This is a genomic window from Streptomyces albus subsp. albus, assembly GCF_000719865.1.
In the GTDB taxonomy this organism is placed as follows: Bacteria; Actinomycetota; Actinomycetes; order Streptomycetales; family Streptomycetaceae; genus Streptomyces; species Streptomyces albus_E.
The window spans coordinates 30383-53013 of sequence record NZ_JOID01000004.1 but is presented as its reverse complement, the minus strand read 5'-3'; the positions used below and the strand labels follow the sequence as shown (position 1 = coordinate 53013).

Sequence of the window (22631 nt, the reverse complement as noted above, 5' to 3'; positions counted from 1 at the left end):
GTGTGCGGGACGGGGCGGGGCGGGCACGGGCGCGCGTCACCGGGGGCCGTGCGGGGAACGGTCGCGGATCAGCACGGCGGCGCGTCCGCCGGGGAGGTCCACCTCCGCCGAGAAACGGAAATCCGCACGAAGAAAGGCTGCCACGGACGGCGTGTCACACAGGTCGGGTTCGCCGACGACTCGGGTGCAGGATGGCCGATTGTCGAGGACGAGGCCGGAAACCGCACGCAGCAGGGCGCTGCCCAGCCCTCGTCCGCGGTCGGCGGGGGCGCCGATGAGGAGGCGGACGCCGGTGTCGTGCGGGCGGGTCGGGAAGTGGCGGGCGAGCGGGGCCAGATCGGCGCGGTAGATCTCCCAGTAGCTCATCGGCACGCCGTCGAGGAGGCCCAGGCAGGGGACGAGGCGGCCGTCGCCGCCGTGCCGGAGGCGGAGACGGCGGCCGGCGGCCTCCACCGGGTCAGGGCCGTCCCGGAGGACGGCGGCGGAGTCGCGGAGCCAGCGGGACACCAGCGGCAGATCGCGGTCGGCGCGGGCCGGGAGCAGCCGGAAGGTGCCGGCCCGCACGGCGGCCGGTCCCCAGGCCGCGATGTCCCCGAGCAGTTCCCGGCCGGCCGCCGGACCCGGGGCGTTCTCCGCGCCCGGTGGCCCGCCGGTACTCCCCCTGAGGAAGCCGTGCGCGGCCGCCGCGCGGCCGTCTCCCGCGCCGTCCTCGCCGCCGTCCCCCGCGCCGTCCGGCAGGCGCAGGTCGACCGTGTCGGCGGTGCTGGAGACGGACGGGTGCGCCGCGCCGCCGGACCCGGCGGCGGCGCGGCCGTGCTCGCCCGTCATGACCCCGACGTTGTCAGGGGATTGGGGACGGACACGTACACGGACTGGGTGTCGACCGGGCCGACCAGTTCGTCCAGTCCGTGCAGCCGGGTGAGGAGGTTGGCCTTGCAGCGCAGGGTGGCGGACTCCAGCAGCAGGCGGGGCAGCGGGGAGACCGCTCCGCCGGGGCCGGTGCCGTGGAGCGCCGCGTCGCCGAGGAAGCGGCGGAACGCCGCCAGCAGCACCCGCTCGTCGGCGAGCCGCTGGGAGCCGAACGCCCCGATGAGCCCGAACACGTTGTTGATGCCCAGGTAGTAGGCGAAGCGCTCGTCGGCGACCTCGTCGGGAACGAAGGTGTCGCTCGCGGTGCCGATGCCGGGGAGGCGGCCGTCGAGCTCCGCGCGGCGGGAATCCCGGAAGTAGTAGCCCTGGTTGTCGCGGTACCGGCCGCCCGCGGGCCAGCCCTCGGCGTCCAGCAGGACAAGGGTGTTCTGCTGGTGTGCCTCCAGCGCGATCCCGGCCGCCCCGTCCAGCCACAGGACGGGGCGGACGACGGTCTCCAGATAGCGCAGGAACCACTCGGTGGCGACGGCCGCGGGCGGGCGGCCCGTGCGGGCCGCCAGGGTGCCGAGCACGTGGGCGAGGCGGGAGCGGACGGACGGGGAGGCGCGGCCCGGCCAGGGGCGCGGGGAGACCAGCCCGGCGACGCACACGGCGTCGTCACCGGGACGGAAGGGGTTGTGCCGGATCACCGCGTCGAGGCCGGGGACCGGCGCACCGTCCGGAGCGCGCACGGCCAGCCACGCGGGGTCGCGGACGATGTCGAAGGACGGGTGGGCACTCTGCCACCGCGCGCCCAGACCGGTGCGGAGCAGCCGGTGCACCTCGACGCCGCGCCGCAGTTCCTTGGGCAGGTTCTCCCGGCGGGAGTTGGTGATCCGCAGGCCGAGGGAGAGTTTGAGCATCGCGGGGGCGTCCGGCCGGTACACGGTCCGCAGGGAGGAGGTCGGGTACCAGAGGGGGCCGTGCGCGCCGAGGTCGTGGAGCAGTCCGCTGTCGAACAGTTCGGCGACGGCCGGGAGATGCCGGACGGCGTGCGCCTGCCAGGGGTGCAGAGGCAGCGGCACGGTGCCGTCCGGGAGTCCGGTGCGCGGACCGGGGCGGAGACCGGCTCCGGGACCGGCCAGGCGTTCGGCGAGCTGTTCGGCCGGGACGGTCCGGCCGCGTTCGGTCCACGCCGAGTCGGCGGCCAGCACGGAGGGGTCGGCGGCGAGCCAGTGCAGCGGGAAGGCTCCGCGCAGTTCGGGCGAGTACGCGTCCGCCTCGGCGTCGGAGAGTCCTTCACGGCTCTTGGGGGTGGGGTGGAGCGGGTGGCCGAGCAGCAGGGACTGCTCACCGTCGAGGAAGGGCGGGGTGCCGGGCGGGGCGGCCGGGCGCGTCCGCCGGCCGGTGAGGAACGCGGCGGTGCGGCGTACGGAGTCGGCGACGCGCCCCACGAGTTCGGCGCCGTCGCTCCGGGCGGACCGCCCCCGCGCGCCGTACCGCGCCTCCCGGACCAGCAGCGCGGCGAGCGTCACGGCGTCGAGGGGCGGGGAGTCCTCGGGCGCGCCGAGGAGGACGGGGGTGCCGAACCGGTGCCAGCCGCAGGGCGACCAGTGGTGGACCGGTACGCGGAGCGCGGTGCCGCAGGCCGTGAGCGGAACGCGGAGGGTGTCACCCGCCGGGGCCGGGGTGCCTGTCTCCCGGACCCAGCAGCGCAGCAGGTTCTCGGCGGTGGCCGTGTCGGCGGCGGTGCCGGGATCGGGGTGGTCCAGCGGTTCGGGACGGCCCAGCGGTTCGAGGCGGTGGCGCGCGGGACGGGGACCGGCCGGGCCCTGGGCCGGGAGGGCGGCGGGCGGGAGGGCCGGGCTCGTACGGGTGCCGGGGGCCGGGGTGAGGTGCGCGGTGGTGACGGGCGCCCGGCCGGCGGGCGCGGGGCGGTCGGTGTCGGCGGGCGTCTCGGGCCCGCTGGTGGTGGGGTTCATGTCCGGTCGGCGCGCCCCGTCCCGGTCGGTCCGCGGGCGGGAGCGCCTGTCTCCTTCGTCGCAGGGTCGCTGGGGAGCTGGGCGACGCGGCCGCCGGGCGGGCCGCGGAGCGCACCGCCCCGGGTTGACGCGGAACCGCCGGGGAAGGCTCCCGTCGGCAAGCGGGGGGACGGAGGCCGCGCCCGCCGGTGGGCACCGGCACCGGCGGTGGACGCCCTGCCGCGCGATGGTGCCCGGCACCGCCCGCGGAGCGTGTGCGACGGCCACGGTGATCGTTCCTCCGTGAACGCCGCCCGGCGTTTCCCCGTATGGACAACGAGGGCGAAGGGCGGAGATCACGGTTGCTGCGAAGATCCTTGGCGGTCCCCGTGCGGGAACCGGAGCCCCGGCCGGGGGCGTCCTCACCGGCACGGCATAGTGGGGGTCCGACAGCCTTGTCGGCGTCCATGACCCTTCCATCTTCCGGACTTCAACGGGGAGTTCCACCCATGGCATCGATACGCAGGCCGGCGCTCGCCGCGGCCGCGCTGGCCGCAGTGCTGGCGGTCACCGCGACAGCGTGCGGACCCACGGAGGACAACACGAGTGACCCGGCCGCCGCCACCGCCGGACAGGGCGGCGGCGAGAACGACCTCGCCCTGCCCGACGACCTGAACTCCCGGCTCAAGGAGCTCGGTCTCGACCTCGACAAATGGCGGAACGGCGACTGGAAGAACTGGAAGAAGGACGACTGGCTGCGCGAGGCCAACGAGTTCATCAACCCGGTCATCGACGACCTGTGGAAGCCGGACCGGATGAAGGACGCCGACGTCCCGGAGAAGACCGTCCCCACCGACGTGGCCGAGGAGCAGGGCGTCACCGACCCGACGCCCGAACCGGTGCAGGCACAGCGGGTGGAGACCCCGTACCACCGGAACGCGGCCCCGGTCGGCAAGGTGTTCTTCGACGGACCCGAGGGTTCCATGGTCTGCTCGGGCACCGTGGTGAAGGACCCGGCCAACCCCGGCAAGTCGAACATGGTGTGGACCGCCGGCCACTGCGTGCACGCCGGGAAGCAGGGCGGCTGGTACCGCAACATCGTCTTCGTGCCCTCGTACAACGACAACGAGGTGCCGGCGGAGCAGATCGCCAACACCCCGCGCGAGCAGGTCGCCCCGTACGGCATCTGGTGGTCGGACTGGGCCTCGACCTCGCAGGAGTGGATCTCCCAGGGCGCCCAGGAGGGCGGCGCCGGAGCCCCGCACGACTACGCGGTGCTGCACGTGAAGCCCGAGGAGGGCAGCGGCAAGTCGCTGGAGGAGACCGTCGGCGCGGCCCTCCCGGTCGCCTTCGAGACCCCCTCGGTGCAGGACATCCGTTCCATGGGCGCCTGGGGCTACCCGGCCGCGCCGCCCTTCGACGGCGTACGGATGTTCTCCTGCGTGGACGCGCCGGGCCGGCTCTCGCTCTTCCAGGACCAGCCCACCATGTACCGGATCGGCTGCACCATGACGGGCGGCTCCTCCGGCGGCGGCTGGTTCGCCTCGGTGAACAACGAGACGGCGCTGGTGTCGAACACCTCCATCGGGCCGGTGACGGGTGGCTGGCTCGCCGGTCCGCAGCTCGGTCCCGGCGCCAAGGCGGTCTTCGACTCGGTCAGCCGGAAGTTCGCCTCCTGACGGACGCGGAGACAGCAGATGGCGGAAGGCCCGCCCCCCGGTTGTCCGGGGGGCGGGCCTTCCGCCATGTACCTCTGTGCGCCGGCCGCTGTGCCGCCGCGCGCCGACCGCTACCGCTGTCCGGCGAGGGCGTAGGGCGCCAGTTCGGCGGCCAGTTCCTCGTGGACCCGCGCCTTGAGGAGGGTGCCCTCCCCGGTGTGCTCCTCGGAGATCACCTCGCCGTCGGCGTGCGCCCGGGAGATGAGACCGCCCTGCGTGTACGGCACCAGGGCCTCGATACCGACCCGGGGCCGGGGCAGCTTCTCGTCGAGCAGCGCGAGCAGTTCATCGATGCCCTGACCGGTACGGGCCGACACGGCGATGGCGCCCTTCTCCGTCCGCAGCAGCCGCTGGAGGACGAGGGGATCCGCCGCGTCCGCCTTGTTGACGACCACGATCTCCGGCACATCCTGCGCGCCCACGTCGCGGATCACCTCGCGGACGGCGGCCAGTTGCTCCTCCGGGACCGGGTGCGCGCCGTCCACCACGTGCAGGATGAGATCGGCGTCGCCGACCTCCTCCATGGTGGAGCGGAACGCCTCGACCAGGTGGTGCGGCAGATGCCGGACGAATCCGACGGTGTCGGCCAGGGTGTAGGCCCGCCCGCTGGGCGTCTCCGCCCGGCGCACGGTGGGGTCGAGGGTGGCGAACAGGGCGTTCTCCACCAGGACTCCCGCCCCGGTGAGACGGTTGAGCAGCGAGGACTTGCCGGCGTTGGTGTAGCCGGCGATGGCGACCGAGGGCACCTTGTTGCGCTTGCGCTCCTGCCGCTTCACATCGCGGCCGGTCTTCATCTCCGCGATCTCCCGGCGCATCTTCGCCATCTTCTCGCGGATCCGCCGCCGGTCCGTCTCGATCTTGGTCTCACCGGGACCGCGGGTGGCCATGCCGCCACCGGAGGAACCGGAGCCGCCACCGCCCATCTGACGCGAGAGCGACTGGCCCCAGCCGCGCAGCCTGGGCAGCATGTACTGCATCTGCGCCAGCGAGACCTGCGCCTTGCCCTCGCGGGACTTGGCGTGCTGGGCGAAGATGTCGAGGATCAGCGCGGTCCGGTCGACGACCTTGACCTTGACGACGTCCTCGAGGTGGATGAGCTGGCCGGGGGTGAGCTCACCGTCGCAGACGACGGTGTCCGCCCCGGTCTCCAGCACGACGTCGCGGAGTTCCGCGGCTTTGCCGGAGCCGATGTACGTGGCCGGGTCCGGCTTGTCGCGGCGCTGGATCACACCGTCCAGCACCAGGGCGCCCGCGGTCTCGGCGAGGGCCGCCAGCTCGGCCAGGCTGTTCTCGGCGTCCTGCGCCGTACCGGACGTCCAGACGCCGACCAGCACCACGCGCTCCAGGCGCAGCTGCCGGTACTCGACCTCGGTGACGTCTTCCAGCTCGGTGGACAGGCCCGCGATCCGGCGCAGGGCCGCGCGCTCGCTGCGGTCGTACTGCTCGCCGTCACGCTGCTCGTCGAACTCGTCACCCCAGGCGACGTCCTCTTCCATCAGGGCGTCGGCACGGAGACTGGCCGAGGAGGTACGCGCGAAGCGCTCGGTGTCCTGGGAAGGAGAGGAAGAGGGGGTCATTTGATCCTTACGTCGATGGGAGTTCCTGCCGGGAACAACGCCCGGTGCACCCGGGGGATTCCCCGGGCCGCGGCCGTGCCGGTGCGACGATCGTCCCACGGGCCGGGCGGCCCGTCACCCCGGTTTACCGGCCCGCGCGCGGCTCTCCCGGCCCGGCTGCCCGGCGGGGGCCGCGTTCCCGGCGGTCGGTCGGGCCGCCGGGCCCTCGGGGACCGCGGGGACGGCTGAGGCCCCCGCGGCGGGCCGGCACGGCGGCGCCCCGTCCGCCCGGGGCGCCCCGTCCGCCCGGGGCGCCCGGTCCGCCCCCGGCGCCCCCTCGTCCTCGTCCTCGTCCTCGTCCGCGTCCGGCGTCCTCTCCCCCGGCGCTCCGACCCGGCTGACGTCGTACACCCCCGGTACCCTCCGCATCGCCCGCACCAGAGCCGGCAGTCCGGCCGGGCCGGCGAGCCGCAGCGTGTAGGTGTGCTGGACGCGCTGTTCATGCGGGGGTTCGACGCGGGCCGAGACGACGGCGGCGCCCTGCTGGGCGATGGCCTCGGTGAGTTCCGCGAGCAGCCGGGGCCGGCCGAAGGCCTCGGCGAGCAGGGTGACCCGGCAGCCGTCGGCGGGCCCGCCGCCCGGCGGTCCCGGTGCCGGCCCGGCCGGGTCCGGCTCCGCGGGCCCCGCCGGACGGCTCCGCGCCGTCTCCCGGGCGGCGGCCGCCGGGTGCGCCGCCAGCCAGCCGCTGATGGCGATGCGCGCGGCGGGGGTCCGGGCGCAGTCCAGCCACTCGGGGGACGGGCCCGAGGCACCGTCCTGCGCCATGAGGAGCTGGAGCGTGTCCCCGTCGCGCAGCAAGCTGGCCAGCGATACGAGCCGGCCATTGACCCGGGCGCCGATGCAGGAGTGGGCACCGCCGCCGTGCAGCGCGTAGGCGGCGTCCACGCAGCTGGCGCCGGCGGGGAGGACCACCGTGGCCCCGCCCGCCTCGCAGACCGTGATCTCGCGGTCCTCGGCCAGTTCCTCGCGGAGCGAGTCCCAGAAGGTGTCGGGGTCCGGGGTGTCCCGCTGCCAGTCGAGCAGCCGGGAGAGCCAGCCCGGCCGGGTCGGGTCGGTGCGTTCGCCGTCCGGGGCCTCGGCGCCGTCCTGGCCGTCCGCCGTGTACGGACTGCCCAGCGCCACCACGCCCGCCTCGGCCACCCGGTGCATCCGGTGGGTGCGCACCAGGACCTCGGTGACCTCGCCGCCCTCCTGCCGGGCGACCACGGCCGTGTGCAGGGACTGGTAGAGGTTGAACTTGGGCGCCGCGATGAAGTCCTTGAACTGGGAGACCACCGGAGTGAAGCAGGTGTGCAGCTCGCCGAGGACCGCGTAGCAGTCGGCGTCCTCGGCGACGAGCACCAGCAGTCTGCCGAAGTCGGCCGCGGTCAGCTCACCGCGCCCCAGCCGCACCCGGTGGACCGAGACCAGGTGCCGCGGGCGGATGTGGACCTCGGCGGCGATGTCCGCCTCGCGCAGCACCGCGCGCACCCGCTCCGCGGTGGCCTCCAGCGGGCCGGGGCGGGCCGTGCGGTCCCGGACGAGGCGCCGGGTGCGCTCGTAGGCCTCGGGGTGCAGCACCGCGAAGACCAGGTCCTCCAGCTCGGTCTTGAGGGCATGCACGCCGAGGCGCTCGGCGAGCGGGATGAGGACGTCCCGGGTGACGCGGGCGGTCCGGGCCTGTTTCTCGGGGCGCATGACGCCGAGGGTGCGCATGTTGTGCAGCCGGTCGGCGAGCTTCACCGACATCACCCGGACGTCGTTGCCGGTGGCTACCAGCATCTTGCGGAAGGTCTCGGGTTCGGCCGCGGCGCCGTAGTCGACCTTCTCCAGCTTGGTGACGCCGTCGACGAGATAGCGGACCTCCTCGCCGAACTCCTCGCCCACCTGTTCCAGGGTGACCTCGGTGTCCTCGACGGTGTCGTGCAGAAGCGAGGCGGTCAGCGTCGTGGTCTCGGCGCCGAGCTCGGCGAGGATCAGGGTGACGGCGAGCGGGTGCGTGATGTACGGCTCGCCGCTCTTGCGGGTCTGCCCCCGGTGCGAGGACTCGGCCAGGAGGTAGGCGCGGCGCAGCGGGTCGAGGTCGGCCCCGGGGTGGTGGGCGCGGTGGACCTTGGCCACGTGCTCGATCGCGTCCGGCAGCGGATGCCGGGGCGCCGGGCCGCGGAGCGCCGCGTGCCCGAGCCTGCGCAGATCGATACGGGGGCGGCCGCGCCTGCGGACGGGAGGGACGGGGCTCGTGGCCTCTGCGCACATGGGCACCTCCGGCGACTCGGCCGGCCGGGGCGGCGCCGCGTGCCCCCGGAGGCCGGCGGGCGCCCGGGCCGGTGCTTGATGCTACCGACCCCATCACGAACTGTCGTCCGGCCGTCGCCCTCCGTGGCTCAGGCCACCCGATCGAGCGAAGGTCAGTGCAGAACGGCCGCGAGCCAGCGGGCGTCGAGAGTGCCCTCGGCCACGATCTCGGCGGGACCGGTCATCTCGACGGCGCCGTCGGGGTGTTCGGTGATCACGAGCCGTCCGCCGGGGACGTCCACGGTGTAGGTCTCGGGGCGTCCCGTGACCGCCGGATCGGCGCCGTCCCGGCGGGCCGCCGCGACCATCACCGCGCAGGCGCCGGTGCCGCAGGACCGGGTCTCGCCGGACCCGCGCTCGTGGACGCGCATCGCCACGTGGCGCGGGCCGCGGTCGACGACGAACTCGACGTTCACGCCGTCGGGGTAGGCGGCCGCGGGCGTCACCGGCGGCGGGTCGAGCAGCCGCCCGGCGTGGGCCAGGTCCTCGACGAACGCGACGGCGTGCGGATTGCCCATGTTGACGTGGCGGGCGGGCCAGCGGCGCGCGTCCACCGTCACCGACACCTCGCCCCCGGGCAGCAGCGCGTTGCCCATGCCGACGGTGATGTCGCCCGGCGTGCCGTCCTCCGCGGTCTTGGCGATGTGCACCCGGCGCACACCGGCGCGGGTGGCCAGTGCGAGATCGCCCTCGGAAACGAGCCCCGCGCGCTGCAGATACCGGGCGAACACCCGGACGCCGTTGCCGCACATTTCCGCGACGCTGCCGTCGCTGTTGCGGTAGTCCATGAACCACTCGGCGGCATCGGCCATGCCGGCCGCCTCGGGGTGGGCGGCGGAGCGCACGACGTGCAGCAGCCCGTCACCGCCGATGCCGGCCCGGCGGTCGCACAGCCGGGCGACGGCCGCCGGGGGGAGGTCGAGACGGTTCTCCGGGTCGGGCAGGATCACGAAGTCGTTCTCGGTGCCGTGGCCCTTGAGAAAGGCGAGGGGTGCGGTGCTCACCCTTCCGATTCTACGGGCCCGCGGGGCCGGGCGGCGGACGGGCCGATGGGAAACCCGTCAGCGGAGCCGCGCGACGCGCCACAGGCAGAGCAGGGCCACCGTGACGACGAAGAGGGTGTAGAGGGCCGCGACCCGCCAATCCGGCCGGCCGCCCGAGCCGGGGGCCGGCAGACCGGGCCAGGTCAGCCCCGCCCGGCGGGCCGCCATCACGCTCCAGCCGGCGGCGCAGCAGCTGATGAGCAGACCGAGCATGGCGACGACCGCGCCGCCGTCGCCGAAGGCGAAGGCCAGCGGGAAGGCGAACATCAGGGAGCCGACGGCCGCCAGCACCACGATCGGCGCGAGCTGCCAGATGCGCAGCCGCCGCTGCGGGCGGATCTCGCGGAAGGACTCGCCGCCCTCCGGGACGGTCCCGTCGTCCTCCGGTCCGTCGGGGGCCAGTGACGCCGGGAGCCCGTCCAGCCCCGGGGGCCCGTCGACGGAATGCGATCTGTCACGAGGGCCGGCCTCCATCGCCACGCGCCCTCCCAACTCGACGTCATCATGCGATCAGAGCTTGATGATGGCACGCCCGCCGGGCCGCTGAGGGCGTGCGGAGCGTCCCGATGCCATCACGTGATCAGGCTGTGACCGCTCGTTCGACCAACGTCAACGCCTGACCCAGGAGTTCCCCGCGGCGATCGGCCGCTCCGCTCAGCCAGTGCACCCGGGGGTCGCGGCGGAACCAGGAGTCCTGGCGGCGCGCGAAGCGCTTGGTCGCGCGCACCGTCTCGGCGCGCGCCTCGTCCTCGGTGCACTCCCCCGCCAGATGGGCCAGCACCTGCTGGTAGCCGAGCGCCCGGGAGGCGGTGCGGCCCTCGCGCAGCCCGGCGGCCTCCAGCTCCCGCACCTCCGCGACCAGCCCGTCCTCCCACATCCGGTCGACGCGGGCGGCGATCCGGGCGTCCAGCTCGGGCCGCTCCACGTCCACGCCGATCTGGACCGTGTCGTAGACCGGTTCGGGTCCCGGGAGGCTGGCCGTGAAGGGCCGCCCGGTGATCTCGATGACCTCCAGCGCGCGGACGATGCGCCGCCCGTTGCCGGGCAGGATCGCCCGGGCGGCCGCGGGGTCGGCGACGGCGAGCCGGGCGTGCAGGGCGCCGGGGCCCGATTCCGCCAACTCGCCCTCCAGACGGGCCCGTACGGCGGGGTCCGTCCCCGGGAACTCCAGGGCGTCGAGAGCTCCGCGCACATACAGACCCGAACCGCCCACCAGCACGGGGGTGCGACCCTCGGCGAGGAGCCGGTCGATCTCCGCGCGGGCCAGCCGCTGATACTCCGCGACGCTCGCGGCCTCGGTCACGTCCCAGATGTCGAGGAGGTGGTGGGGTACGCCGCGGCGCTCGGCGAGGGTGAGCTTGGCGGTGCCGATGTCCATGCCGCGGTACAGCTGCATCGAGTCGGCGTTCACGACCTCACCGCCGAGCCGCAGGGCGAGACCGACGCCCAGATCGGATTTCCCGGCCGCCGTGGGGCCGACGACAGCGATCACTCGGGGGGCGCCTTCTGTGCTCTTCACCGTTCCAGTCTCCCAAACGCCTCGGGTGCGCGCGGCGTTCGGCGGAGCGGGGCCGCCGACCGGGGAGGGCTAGGACCAGGTGGCGACGAGGTAGCCGACCCCGTAGGGGGCGTCGTCGTACAGCAGTTCCCCGTTGAGGTCGGCGCCGTCCGCCGCGCCGGCGAGCACCTGCCAGGGGGCGCGGCCCGCCGCCTTGAGGTCGTGGGCGAGCTCCTCGTCGACGGCCATCAGCGCCTTGGTGTCCACCCCGGCGAGCGCGCGGGCGACTCCGGCGTCGAACGCGGTGGCACGCTCGTCGAGATAGCCGGGGGCCCGTACGGAGCGGCAGGCGCTGCCGTCGCCCATCACGAGCAGCGCGACGCGCTCGGCACCCGTGGCGATCTCCCCGCCGACCTGGGCGCACCGGTCCGCCGACAGCGGTTCGCCGACACCGAGCCCTTCCACCGGGGCCGCGGCCCAGCGGGTGCGTTCCAGGAGCCAGCCGGCGACAGCCAGGGAGAGCGGGAGGGCGCGCTCGGGGGCGGGTGGGCCGTCCGCCGGGCCGAGCCGCACCCCGAGGTCGACCCCGACCTCGCGGAAGGAGCCCGGGGCGCCCTGCGGGTGGGGCCCGCGGCCCGCCTGCTCGGCGGGGCCGATCACCACCAGGCGGTCCGGCCGGGCGGCGGCCAGGACGGCGACGGCGTCGTAGCAGGCGGCCCGCAGTCCGTCGAGTTCGGCGGCGGCGCCGGCCGCGACCTCGGGGACGAGCAGTGGCGGGCACGGGCACACGGCGGCGGCGACGAGCATGGCCGGAACCCTAGCAAGCGGGCCGGCCCGCGCCGGGGAGACGAGGGGAACCGGCCGGCGGGCGGCGTGCCGGGATCCGGCCGTCACGCCGGACGGCGAGCAGGCGTGACCGGGCCGTCACCTCGCGGTGCGGCCCGGTCACCGCTCCGTACGTCAGTCGCGCGCGCAGCCCGCGACGGGGGCGGGCGCGGGCGGCGGAGCGCCGACCGTGGGGAGGCCGAGCATCACGCCGGACGGGGTCGCCGGCGCGGCGTTGCGGCGCTCCCAGGCGTCGCCCGCACGGGTGCGCCGTACCGCCTTCGGCGCCCCTTCGGCGAGGAGGTGGTGCGGGGCCGCGTAGGTGATCTCGACGGTGACCATGTCACCGGGGCGGACCGGCTCCTCCGGGCGGGTGAAGTGCACCAGGCGGTTGTCCGGGGCACGGCCGGAGAGGCGGCGGGTGGCGCCGTCCTTGCGGCCCTCGCCCTCCGCGACCAGGACCTCCAGCACGCGGCCGGTCTGCTTCTTGTTCTCCTCCCAGGAGATCTCCTCCTGGAGGGCGACCAGCCGCTCGTAGCGTTCCTGGACCACGGCCTTGGGGATCTGGTCCGGCATCTCGGCCGCCGGGGTGCCGGGACGCTTGGAGTACTGGAAGGTGAACGCCTGGGCGAAGCGGGAGGCTCGGACGACGTGCAGGGTCTGCTCGAAGTCCTCCTCCGTCTCGCCGGGGAAGCCGACGATGATGTCCGTGGAGATGGCGGCGTCGGGCATGGCGGCGCGCACCTTCTCGATGATGCCGAGGTAGCGCTCCTGGCGGTAGGAGCGGCGCATGGCCTTGAGCACCCGGTCGGAGCCGGACTGCAGCGGCATGTGGAGCTGCGGCATGACGTTGGGCGTCTCCGCCATGGCGGCGATGACGTCGTCGGTGAAGTCGCGGGGGTGCGGCGAGGTGAAGCGGACCCGCTCCAGGCCCTCGACGGACCCGCAGGCGCGCAGCAGCTTGGAGAACGCCTCGCGGTCGCCGATGTCGGAGCCGTAGGCGTTGACGTTCTGGCCGAGCAGGGTGATCTCGGTGACGCCCTCGGCCACCAGTGCCTCAACCTCGGCGAGGATGTCGCCGGGCCGGCGGTCCTTCTCCTTGCCGCGCAGCGCGGGGACGATGCAGAAGGTGCAGGTGTTGTTGCAGCCGACGGAGATGGAGACCCAGGCCGCGTAGGCGGACTCGCGGCGGGTGGGCAGCGTCGAGGGGAACGCCTCCAGCGATTCGGCGATCTCGACCTGCGCCTCCTCCTGCACGCGGGCGCGTTCCAGCAGCACCGGCAGACTGCCGATGTTGTGGGTGCCGAAGACCACGTCGACCCAGGGGGCCTTCCTGACGATGGTGTCCCGGTCCTTCTGGGCCAGACAGCCGCCGACGGCGATCTGCATGCCCGGCCGTTTCGCCTTCAGCGGGGCCAGCCGGCCGAGATTCCCGTACAGCCGGTTGTCGGCGTTCTCCCGCACCGCGCAGGTGTTGAAGACGACGATGTCGGCCTCGCCCTCGGCACGGCCCTCGGGCGCGCGGACGTATCCGGCGTCCTCCAGGAGTCCGGAGAGCCGCTCGGAATCGTGGACATTCATCTGGCACCCGTAGGTGCGCACCTCGTAGGTCTTCGCGCTCATCTCGCCCACCAGGGTACGGGGTCGGGCTCCCGGTCCGCCCCCGGCTTCCGGGAGCCCGGGGCCCCGGTCCGGGACGCCCCTGGTCCCGGCGGGGGCGTCCCTGGCAGGATTGCCCGCATGGCTCCCGCACTGCCCCGTATCGGCAAGCGCCGCGCCGTCCTGACCGCGCTCGCCGGCTGCGCGGCGCTGGCGCTGCTGGCGTGGTGGCTGCTGCCGCTGCGCGACGAGCCGCCGGCGCGGGGAACGATGACGTTCAGCACCGGGGTTCCCACGGGCGTCTACTCGCTCTACGGGAAGCTGCTCAAGGAACGGCTGGCGGAGGACCTCCCGGAGGTGGACGTCCGGCTGCGGGCCAGCGAGGGTTCCGTGCAGAACCTCCAGCGGCTGGTGTCCGGCCGGGCCAACTTCACCATCGCCGCGGCCGACGCCGTGGCCGCGTACGAGGAGGTGAACCCGGGGGACGCCGCCTCGCTGCGGGCCTGCGCGCGGCTCTACGACGACTACATGCAGCTCGTGGTTCCCCGGGGTTCGGACATCGGCAGCGCGCGGGAGCTGCGCGGCAAGCGGGTGGCGATCGGCCAGCCCGGCTCCGGCGTCAGCCTGATCACGCACCGGCTGCTGCGGGCGGCGGGGCTCGACCCCGACGAGGACATCACCGCGGTGCGGGTGGGGATCGACAAGATGCCCGGCATGCTGCGCGAGGGGAGGATCGACGCCTTCTTCTGGTCCGGAGGACTGCCCACGACGGCGGTGGCCGATCTCGCGGACGGCTTCGACATCCGGCTGGTACAGCTCGGCGACCTCGTGGACGAACTGCACCGGCAGGGACCGGACACCTGGCAGTACCGGTCCGCGCTGATGCCGGCCGACGCCTACCCCGACGTGCAGCGCGGCCGGCCGGTGAAGACGCTCGCGGTGGCGAATCTGCTGGTCACCACCGAGCGCACGGATCCCGGCCTCACCGAGGCCATCACGCGCACCGTCATCGACAGCCGGGACGAAATCGGGCGGGACGTCCACGCGGCGCAGCTGGTGGACCTCCGCACGGCGGTCTTCACCGACCCACTGGACCTCCACGAGGGCGCCAGCCGCTACTACCGCTCCGTGAAGTCCTGAGAAGCCCCGAAAAGCCCCGGAAGCCCTGTGAAGTCCTGGGCCAGTCCCGAGCCAGTCCCGAGCACCGCGGCGCCGCCGGGCACCGCGCGTGCTACGCCCTGTGCAGCCGGGGAGGCTCCGGCGGCGCGGTCCGCGGCAGGGTGATCGTCACCAGCAGGCCCCGCGGCTCGTTGGGCGCGAAGCCGATCGAGGCTCCCCCCGCGGCCAGCAGCGCGCGGGAGATCGACAGGCCGAGACCCGAGCCGGAGACGTTCTGGTGCCGGCCGCTGCGCCAGAAGCGGTCGCCGATCCGGTCCAGTTCCTCCTGGTCGAGACCGGGGCCGGCGTCGGCGACGGTGATGCGGACGGTGTTCCCGACGGCCCCTCCACGCCGACGGTGACGTCCCCGCCGCCGGGCGTGAACTTCAGGGCGTTGTCCACCACGGCGTCCAGCGCGCTGGAGAGCGCCACCGGATCGGCCCAGCCGGTGGCTCCTGCGGGGCCCTCGTAGCGGAGGCCGACCTCCGCGCGGTCGGCCACCGGGCGCCAGGAGCCCACCCGTTCCGTCACCAGGCCGGCGACATCCGTGAGCTGCAGGTCGGGGTCGGCGTGCTCGGCGAGAGCGAGGCCGAGCAGGTCGTCGAGGACCCGGGCCAGCCGCTTGCCCTCCGTGCGGACGGAGGCGATCTCCTCGTTGTCGTCCGGAAGTTCGAGCGCCAGCAGTTCGATGCGGAGGAGCAGAGCCGCGAGCGGGTTGCGCAACTGGTGCGAGGCGTCGGCGACGAAGGCGCGCTGCTGTTCGAGAACGTCCTCCATGGTGTCGGCCATCTCGTTGAACGACCGTGCGAGCCGCCGCAGTTCCGGCGGGCCGCCCGAGACGGCGACGCGGGAGTGCATCCGGCCGGTGGCGATGTCGTGGGTGGCCGCGTCGAGCACGCGTACGGGTCTCAGCACCCAGCCGGTGAGCCGGATGGCGGCGCCGATCGCCAGGAGCATCGCCGCCGACTCCCCGGCGCCGATGAGCAGCCAGCCGCGCAGGATGCGGGAGCGCATCTGCCCGGTCGGCGAGTCGGTGACAACGACGGCGATCACATCGCCCTCGTGCACCACCGGGGAGGCGATGGTGAGCCGGTCCCGCTGCCAGGGCCAGACCTGCGCCGGATTGTGGCTGCGGCGCCCGGCGAGGGCCTCGCGGAACGCCTGGCCGCCCTCGCCGTCCCGGGCCACCTTCCAGCCGGCCGGGGCCACCGCCATGGCCTCGCGGTCACGGAAGAAGACCCCGGCCCTGATCCCGTACAGCTCGTGATACCGCTGCAGCCGGGAGGCCAGCGCCGCCCGCCGGCCGCCCGCGTCCGCCTGCCCCTCCGACGCCCCCGTCTCCTCCGGGCGGGCCGCCACGAACTGGGCGAGGGCGGCGAAGCGCGCGGTGTCGTCGATCCGGTCCACGACGACCCGCTGCTGCTCGGCCGCGGCCTGGCTCGCCGCCAGCGGGAAACCGAGCGCCAGCAGCACACCGGCCATGAGGACGATGAGAAGCGGAAGGAGTCGTGTACGCACCGGGCCCGGCCCCGTGAGTCCTCAGGCCGCCGGCTCGACGAGCCGGTACCCGACGCCGCGCACCGTCTCGATCAGGGCGGGCATCCCCAGCTTGGAGCGGAGCGAGGCGATGTGCACCTCCAGCGTGCGGCCGGTCCCCTCCCAGCTGGTGCGCCAGACCTCGCTGATGATCTGTTCCCGGCGGAAGACGACGCCGGGGCGCTGCGCGAGCAGGGCCAGCAGATCGAACTCCTTGCGGGTCAGGGAGACGGTCACGCCGTCCACCGCGACCCGCCGGGTGGGCAGCTCGATGAGCACCGGCCCGAGCCGCAGCGCGTCCGGCTCCGAGCCCGCCGCGGGGGCCGGCTCGGCCTTCTCGCCGGGGACGGTCCGCCGGAACACCGCGTGGATCCGGGCCAGCAGCTCCCCGGTGTCGTACGGCTTGACGACGTAGTCGTCGGCGCCGAGGTTCAGGCCGTGGATCCGGGAGCGCACATCGGCGCGCGCCGTCACCATGATCACGGGGGTGGTGGTGAGCTTGCGGATCCTGCCGCAGACCTCGAAGCCGTCCTGGTCGGGCAGCCCGAGGTCGAGCAGTACCACCCCGAAGGGGGCGCCGGCGTCGGGGAGCAGCGCCTCCAGCGCCTCCGCGCCGCTGCGGGCGTGCGTCACGCTGAATCCGTGCCGGGCGAGCACCGCGGACAGGGCGGCCGCGACGTGGTCGTCGTCCTCGACGAGGAGCAGTCTCACAAGGTCCCCCTTCCGGTTCGGGTGCCGCTGCGGCGTGTTGCGGCCCTCGCGCGCACAGACCGATTCGTACCCGATGGCCGGGACGGGACGGGTTCTCCCGCGGACATCGTTACGGAGCCGGTAGCGGGCCATGCGCATAGTGCGGCAGGAGTCGCCGGGCGACTACTCTCCGCTGTCGCGCGTAGCCGTTTCGTTATCCTCAATTTCCCCTCAGATGTAATGACGCAGGTCGGCAGCGCTCACTAGGGTCCTCTGCAACCGAGGAGGATGGAGCAAGAAGCCGATGACCGAAGTACCGGTGACCAAGGACGCCGTGGCCACTACGGACAAACTGGTCGTGCTGGACAACGTCAACAAGCATTTCGGCGCCCTGCACGTGCTCCAGGACATCGACCTGACCATCGCGCGCGGCGAGGTGGTCGTCGTAATCGGGCCGTCGGGGTCCGGCAAGTCGACGCTGTGCCGCACGATCAACCGGCTGGAGACGATCGACTCCGGCTCGATCACGATCGACGGCAAGCCCCTGCCCGCCGAGGGCCGGGAGCTGGCCCGGCTGCGGGCCGACGTCGGCATGGTGTTCCAGTCCTTCAACCTCTTCTCGCACAAGACCGTGCTGGAGAACGTCATGCTGGGCCAGCTCAAGGTCCGGAAGGCGGACAAGAAGGCCGCCCTGGACAAGGCCCGTGCGCTGCTCGACCGGGTGGGCGTGGCCAACCAGGCGGACAAGTACCCCGCCCAGCTGTCCGGAGGCCAGCAGCAGCGCGTGGCCATCGCACGGGCCCTGGCGATGGGCCCCAAGGTCATGCTCTTCGACGAGCCGACCTCCGCGCTCGACCCGGAAATGATCAACGAGGTGCTGGAGGTCATGCAGCAGCTCGCCCGGGACGGCATGACGATGGTCGTCGTCACCCACGAGATGGGCTTCGCCCGCTCCGCCGCCAACCGCGTCGTCTTCATGGCGGACGGCCGCATCGTCGAGGAAGCCCAGCCGGAGCAGTTCTTCAGCAATCCGCGCAGCGACCGCGCCAAGGACTTCCTGTCGAAGATCCTCCACCACTGAGCCGGCCCGTCTCCCCCGGGCCCGGCCCGGCAGAACATCCCGTTACCGATCACCGTGAGGAAGTTCGCTCATGAAACTCCGCAAGGCCGGCACCGCTGCCGCCGCCGCAGTCGTCCTCGCCCTCACTGCCACCGCCTGTGGCGGCGGCAGTGACAGCGGTGACGACGAGAAGATCACCGTCGGCATCAAGTTCGACCAGCCGGGTCTCGGTCTGAAGACCCCGGACGGCGACTACACGGGCTTCGACGTCGACGTCGCCACGTACGTCGCCAAGGAGCTCGGCTACGACGAGAAGGACATCGAGTGGAAGGAAGCCCCCAGCGCCGAGCGGGAGAACCTGATCTCGCGCGGGGACGTCGACTTCATCGTCGCCAGCTACTCGATCACCGATGAGCGCAAGGAGAAGGTCAGCTTCGCCGGCCCGTACTTCCTCGCCCACCAGGACCTGCTGATCCGGGCCGACGAAACGTCGATCAAGGAAGCCGGGGACCTCAACTCCAAGAAGCTCTGCTCGGTCACCGGCTCGACCTCCGCGCAGAACGTCAAGAACGAGCTCGCGCCCAAGGCCGACCTCGATGAGCAGGGCGGCTACTCCCAGTGCCTGACCGGTCTGGAGAACAAGGTCGTTGACGCCCTGACCACGGACGACGCCATCCTCGCCGGCTACGCCGCGCAGGACGAGCACAAGGGCAAGTTCAAGCTCGCCGGGCTCAGCCTCAGCGACGAGAACTACGGCATCGGCCTCAAGAAGGGCGACACCGAGCTCCAGAAGAAGATCAACGACGCTCTGAAGAAGATGGTCGAGGACGGCTCCTGGGACAAGGCGGTCAAGGACAACTTCGGCCCGGCCGGCTACAAGAACGAGCCGGCGCCGGAGATCACCGAGACCAGCTGAGGACCCGTCGGCGCGCCGTCCGCCCGGGCGGCGCGCCGCACCATCCGACCACCAGGGGAGAGCGCGGATCCACGTGTTCGACTTTCTTGATCTAGAGCGGTACGACCTGCTCGGGGCGTTCTGGGTGACGGTGCAGCTCACCGTCTACTCGGCCGTGGGATCCCTCATCTGGGGAACGATCCTCGCCGGGATGCGCGTGAGCCCCGTTCCGCTGATGCGCGGCTTCGGCACCGCATACGTCAACATCATGCGGAACACTCCGCTCACAGTCGTCCTCGTCGCCGCCTCGCTGGGGCTCTACCAGACCCTGAGCGTCACCCTGGGCGGCCGGGACTCCGACCAGATCGGCTTCCGGCTGGCCGTGCTCGGCCTGGTGGCCTACACCGCCACCTTCGTCTGCGAGGCGCTGCGCTCCGGCATCAACACGGTGCCCGTCGGCCAGGCCGAGGCGGCGCGGGCACTGGGGCTCGGCTTCACGCAGGTGCTGACACTCATCGTCCTGCCACAGGCCTTCCGGTCGGTGGTGGCCCCGCTGGCGAACGTCCTCATCGCCCTCACCAAGAACACGACGGTGGCGGCCACCATCGGAGTCTCCGAAGCGGCACTGCTGATGAAGGAGATGATCGAGAACGAGAGCGACGTCATCTTCCTCGTCTTCTCCGTGTTCGCCTTCGGGTTCATTGTCCTGACCCTTCCCACAGGGCTTCTACTCGGCTGGGTCAGCAAGCGTGTGGCGGTGAAGCGATGAGTGACCTCTCCGTTCTGTACGACGTTCCGGGGCCCCGCGCCAAGCGGCGCAACTGGCTCTACACCGTCCTGTTCCTCGTCGTTCTGGGGCTGGTGTCCTGGTGGGTCCTGGACACCATGGCGGACAAGAACCAGCTCGCCGGCGAGAAGTGGCTCCCGTTCGTGGAGGACTCCCGGATCTGGACCACCTTCCTGCTGCCCGGTCTGCTGAACACCCTGAAGGCGGCGGCCCTGGCCATCGTCATCGCGCTGCCGTTCGGCGCCCTGCTCGGCATCGGGCGGCTGTCCGATCACCGGTGGATCAGCGTGCCGGTCGGTGCGGTGGTCGAGTTCTTCCGGGCCATCCCGGTGCTGCTGCTGATGCTGTTCGCGAACGAGGCGTACGCCCAGCTCACCGATGTGGAGTCGGAGATCCGCCCGCTCTACGCGGTGGTGACCGGACTGGTGCTCTACAACGCCTCCGTCATCGCCGAGGTGGTCCGCGCCGGCATCCTCTCCCTGCCGCACGGGCAGACGGACGCCGCCAAGGCCATCGGCATGCGCAAGGGACAGATCATGTCCTATGTGCTGCTGCCGCAGGCCGTGACCGCGATGCTGCCGGCCCTGGTCAGCCAGCTCGTGGTGATCGTGAAGGACACGGCGCTGGGCGGCGCGCTGCTCGGTTTCGCCGAACTGCTGAGCCGCGTCCGGAGCATCACCGCCAACTACGGCGCGAACACCATCGCCGCCTTCACCGTGGTCGCTCTCCTCTTCATCCTGCTCAACTTCCTGCTCACCAGCTTCGCCAGCTGGCTGGAAGGCCGGGCCCGGCGCTCCCGCAAGGGAACCGGAGCCGTGGTGACCGAGGACATCGGCAGCGACGTCGCCGTGGTCTCGGCGCCCGGCGACGACCGCACGGACGGCCCGGGAGGCCCCGGGCACGGGCCCGGCGACGGCGGTGTGCGCAAGACGCGCTGAGCCGCGCCGGCGGGGACGGAAGCGACGAGAGGGACAGCGGTGGTCAGCCGCTGTCCCTCTCGCTTGACGTGGGCAATCCCAGTGGGTTGCATTCCTTCTGTGATCACGCACCGGGCCCCCTGCACCATCCCTTCCCCGACCCTCCGGGTCGAAGGAGCCGCCCCGTGGACCCGGTGATCGTCGTCGGCGCGGGGCCCGTCGGTCTCGCGCTCGCCCTGGCGCTCACCCGGCACGACGTCCCCGTCCTCGTCCTGGACGAGAGCTCCGGCGCGTACGAGCCGCGGCCCGCCCGGACCACCGTGCTGAGCCCCGACAGCGCCGCCTTCGCCGGCCGCCTCCTCGGCACCTCCCTTTCCGGCACCGGCACGCGGTGGACGGCCTGGCGGACGCTGCGGCGGAGGCAGTCGCCACGGCGGGAGGAGCTGGGGGACGACGCCCCGCTCCATCTGCCGCAGCACGAACTCGTCCACGGGCTGCGGTCCGCGCTGGAGGCCGGGGGCCTCGCCCGGATCGTCACCGGCTGCCGCCTCCACGCCCTGGAGCAGGACGCGGACGGCGTCACCGCGTACACCCGGGAGCCGGCGGGGCCGGCGGGGCCGACGGGGCCGGCGGGCTCGCAGCCGGGGGGCGGCGCGGGCAGCCGCCCGTGGCGCGGCAGCCATCTGGTCGGCTGCGACGGGGCGCGGTCCACCGTGCGCAAGCTCCTCGACGTGCGCTTCCCCGGCCGGACGGCCGTCGAACGGCACGCGGTCGCCGCGCTCCGCACCGAACTCCCCTGGCCCGGCGAGGCCGTGCTGTACCGGGGCCCGCGCGCCGAGGAGGTGCTGGCGCGCCCGCTGCCGGACAAGGTCTGGCGGATCGACTGGCTGCTGCCGCCCCGGGGGGACCTCGTAACGCCCGAGGCTCTCGTCGCCCGGATCCGCGACACCCTCACCACCTGGTGCGGCGACATCCCCCCGTACGACCTGCTGGACACCGGGGTGCACACCGTCCACCACCGGCTCGCGCGCCGGTGGCGGTCGGGCCGGGTCTTCCTGGCCGGGGACGCGGCGCACCTGCTGGGCAGCCTCGGCACCCAGGAACTCGACGAAGGGCTGCGGGACGCGGCGAACCTCTCCTGGAAGCTGGCGCTGGCGCGGCACCACGGCGCCTCCGAGACGCTGCTCGACAGCTATCAGGCGGAGCGGCGCCGGTCCGTCGGCGCCCGGCTGCGCGCGGCCGACCAGGCACTGCCGCTGGTCCGGGCCGCGGGCGCCTGGCCCGCCGTACGCCGGTCGCTGCTGCCCGGGGCCGGACGCGGGGAGGAGAGCCTGTTGACGGACGGTCATCTGGGGCGGGGCCCGCTGGGAGCGCCACCCGGGTACGCGCACTCCCCGCTCGCGCCTCCCCCGACGGAGGCGGCGGCCGAGGTCGGCACCCTGCCGGGCGAGCCGGTGGAGGATGTGGCGGTGACCGCGCCGGACGGCGCCGTGGCGCGGCTGCGGGAGCGGCTCGGCGGTGATCTGCTGGTGCTGCTGGTGGCTCCGGGGACCGGTGTCTGGGACCGCAGGCACTGGATGGGCGCGGGGCTGATGCCGCGGCTGGCCGCGGCCGTGGCCGCGCTGCCGGTACCGGCCGAACTGCTGGTGACGGAGGGCTATCCGGGCGCGGCGGCGCACACGGTGCTGATGGTCCGGCCGGACGGCCATCTGGTCGCCGCGCTGACGGGCGTGGATCCGGCGGAGCTCCACGCCTGCGCGGAGACCGTGCGGGGCGGAGGCGGGGCGGCCCCGGCGGGCGGCGGTGCCGTACCGGGAAGGGCCGGAACCGGGGAGAACGGAACGGCGGAGAAAGGCGGAGCGCAGGGGGTCGGCACAGCAGGCACGGCCCGGACGACCGCCGGAGACGGGCATCCCGCCGGGGCCGGGGACGCGAACGCGGTGACGCCGGCGTCCGCGGACGGCGTCTCCTCCGCGACCGGCATACGCCGCTGAGGCCGGAGCGGCCTAGGCCCTGCTGGGACCGGTTCGGTTCAAGGCACCGCGGGGCACGCTGACGCACCGGCTCATCGGGCCGCCGTCCCCCGGCAGCGTGGATGCGCGCGTCACGGCGCCGGTGCGCCGAGGGAGCCGGCCCGACGGTCACCACCCCGCCGTCCCAGGTCACAGGGCCATGAGGTGGGGAGTCCACGCTCCCCGGAGCACG

At 73.6% G+C, this 22631-nt stretch carries 17 protein-coding genes and 1 pseudogene; 7 read left to right on the top strand and 11 right to left on the bottom strand.

The features are described from left to right. Positions 1 to 36: 36 nt before the first annotated feature. Together IF83_RS0104930 and IF83_RS0104925 are read right to left on the bottom strand one after the other, a co-directional pair. Positions 37 to 828 carry a GNAT family N-acetyltransferase gene (locus IF83_RS0104930; protein ID WP_030542775.1) on the bottom strand — a complete coding sequence of 264 codons (792 nt, stop codon included), beginning with the start codon at positions 826 to 828 and terminating at the stop codon, positions 37 to 39. Continuing rightward, positions 825 to 2831, bottom strand: a complete 2007-nt coding sequence (locus IF83_RS0104925; protein ID WP_030542774.1) for an IucA/IucC family protein — start codon at positions 2829 to 2831, stop codon at positions 825 to 827. The genes IF83_RS0104930 and IF83_RS0104925 overlap by 4 nt, the downstream gene beginning before the upstream one ends. Before the next feature lie 488 nt (positions 2832 to 3319). Here IF83_RS0104925 and IF83_RS0104920 point away from each other — a divergent pair, with 488 nt between their 5' ends. Further along, complete coding sequence (locus IF83_RS0104920) at positions 3320 to 4489, top strand: trypsin-like serine peptidase (RefSeq protein WP_030542773.1); 1170 nt, start codon at positions 3320 to 3322, stop codon at positions 4487 to 4489. A 110-nt stretch (positions 4490 to 4599) separates the two neighbouring features. On the opposite strand, the gene hflX is transcribed toward IF83_RS0104920, so the two are convergent. From hflX to miaB, 7 genes are all read right to left on the bottom strand, one after another. Beyond that, positions 4600 to 6105 (bottom strand): GTPase HflX, encoded by a 1506-nt coding sequence (gene hflX, locus IF83_RS0104915; protein WP_030542772.1) that lies wholly within the window; start codon positions 6103 to 6105, stop codon positions 4600 to 4602. Positions 6106 to 6219: 114 nt separating this feature from the next. Further along, entirely contained in the window at positions 6220 to 8379 is a 2160-nt protein-coding gene (locus IF83_RS0104910; RefSeq protein WP_107046699.1) for an HD domain-containing protein, read from the bottom strand. Between the two features lie 152 nt (positions 8380 to 8531). Then, positions 8532 to 9422, bottom strand: a complete 891-nt coding sequence (dapF, locus tag IF83_RS0104905; RefSeq protein ID WP_030542770.1) for a diaminopimelate epimerase — start codon at positions 9420 to 9422, stop codon at positions 8532 to 8534. A gap of 57 nt (positions 9423 to 9479) precedes the next feature. Beyond that, positions 9480 to 9935, bottom strand: a complete 456-nt coding sequence (locus IF83_RS0104900) for a hypothetical protein (RefSeq protein WP_030542769.1) — start codon at positions 9933 to 9935, stop codon at positions 9480 to 9482. A gap of 106 nt (positions 9936 to 10041) precedes the next feature. Continuing rightward, on the bottom strand, positions 10042 to 10980 hold the full coding sequence (gene miaA / locus IF83_RS0104895; RefSeq protein WP_030542768.1) for a tRNA (adenosine(37)-N6)-dimethylallyltransferase MiaA: 939 nt from the start codon (positions 10978 to 10980) through the stop codon (positions 10042 to 10044). Between the two features lie 69 nt (positions 10981 to 11049). Beyond that, positions 11050 to 11766, bottom strand: a complete 717-nt coding sequence (locus IF83_RS0104890) for a class III extradiol dioxygenase subunit B-like domain-containing protein (protein ID WP_030542767.1) — start codon at positions 11764 to 11766, stop codon at positions 11050 to 11052. A 153-nt stretch (positions 11767 to 11919) separates the two neighbouring features. After that, entirely contained in the window at positions 11920 to 13407 is a 1488-nt protein-coding gene (gene miaB, locus IF83_RS0104885; RefSeq protein ID WP_030542766.1) for a tRNA (N6-isopentenyl adenosine(37)-C2)-methylthiotransferase MiaB, read from the bottom strand. 117 nt (positions 13408 to 13524) lie between these two features. On the opposite strand from miaB, the gene IF83_RS0104880 reads away from it, so the two are divergent. Then, complete coding sequence (locus IF83_RS0104880) at positions 13525 to 14523, top strand: TAXI family TRAP transporter solute-binding subunit (RefSeq protein WP_030542765.1); 999 nt, start codon at positions 13525 to 13527, stop codon at positions 14521 to 14523. A 91-nt stretch (positions 14524 to 14614) separates the two neighbouring features. On the opposite strand, the pseudogene IF83_RS29870 reads toward IF83_RS0104880, so the two are convergent. Continuing rightward, a pseudogene (locus IF83_RS29870) lies at positions 14615 to 16059 on the bottom strand (sensor histidine kinase). A gap of 21 nt (positions 16060 to 16080) precedes the next feature. Then, positions 16081 to 16788 (bottom strand): response regulator transcription factor, encoded by a 708-nt coding sequence (locus IF83_RS0104870; RefSeq protein ID WP_030542764.1) that lies wholly within the window; start codon positions 16786 to 16788, stop codon positions 16081 to 16083. Between the two features lie 283 nt (positions 16789 to 17071). Here IF83_RS0104870 and IF83_RS0104865 point away from each other — a divergent pair, with 283 nt between their 5' ends. The 5 genes from IF83_RS0104865 (at position 17072) to IF83_RS0104845 (ending at position 22420) form a co-directional block, all read left to right on the top strand. Beyond that, positions 17072 to 17848 (top strand): amino acid ABC transporter ATP-binding protein, encoded by a 777-nt coding sequence (locus tag IF83_RS0104865; RefSeq protein ID WP_030542763.1) that lies wholly within the window; start codon positions 17072 to 17074, stop codon positions 17846 to 17848. Positions 17849 to 17918: 70 nt separating this feature from the next. Beyond that, positions 17919 to 18743 carry a glutamate ABC transporter substrate-binding protein gene (locus IF83_RS0104860; protein WP_030542762.1) on the top strand — a complete coding sequence of 275 codons (825 nt, stop codon included), beginning with the start codon at positions 17919 to 17921 and terminating at the stop codon, positions 18741 to 18743. A 73-nt stretch (positions 18744 to 18816) separates the two neighbouring features. After that, positions 18817 to 19491, top strand: a complete 675-nt coding sequence (locus IF83_RS0104855) for an amino acid ABC transporter permease (RefSeq protein WP_030542761.1) — start codon at positions 18817 to 18819, stop codon at positions 19489 to 19491. Continuing rightward, positions 19488 to 20447: an amino acid ABC transporter permease gene (locus tag IF83_RS0104850; protein WP_051722471.1), complete on the top strand. Its 960-nt coding sequence runs from the start codon at positions 19488 to 19490 to the stop codon at positions 20445 to 20447. Before IF83_RS0104855 ends, IF83_RS0104850 begins: the two co-directional genes overlap by 4 nt. 164 nt (positions 20448 to 20611) lie before the next feature. Continuing rightward, positions 20612 to 22420, top strand: coding sequence for an FAD-dependent monooxygenase (locus tag IF83_RS0104845; RefSeq protein ID WP_078843175.1), 1809 nt, complete (start codon positions 20612 to 20614; stop codon positions 22418 to 22420). Positions 22421 to 22631: the final 211 nt, after the last annotated feature.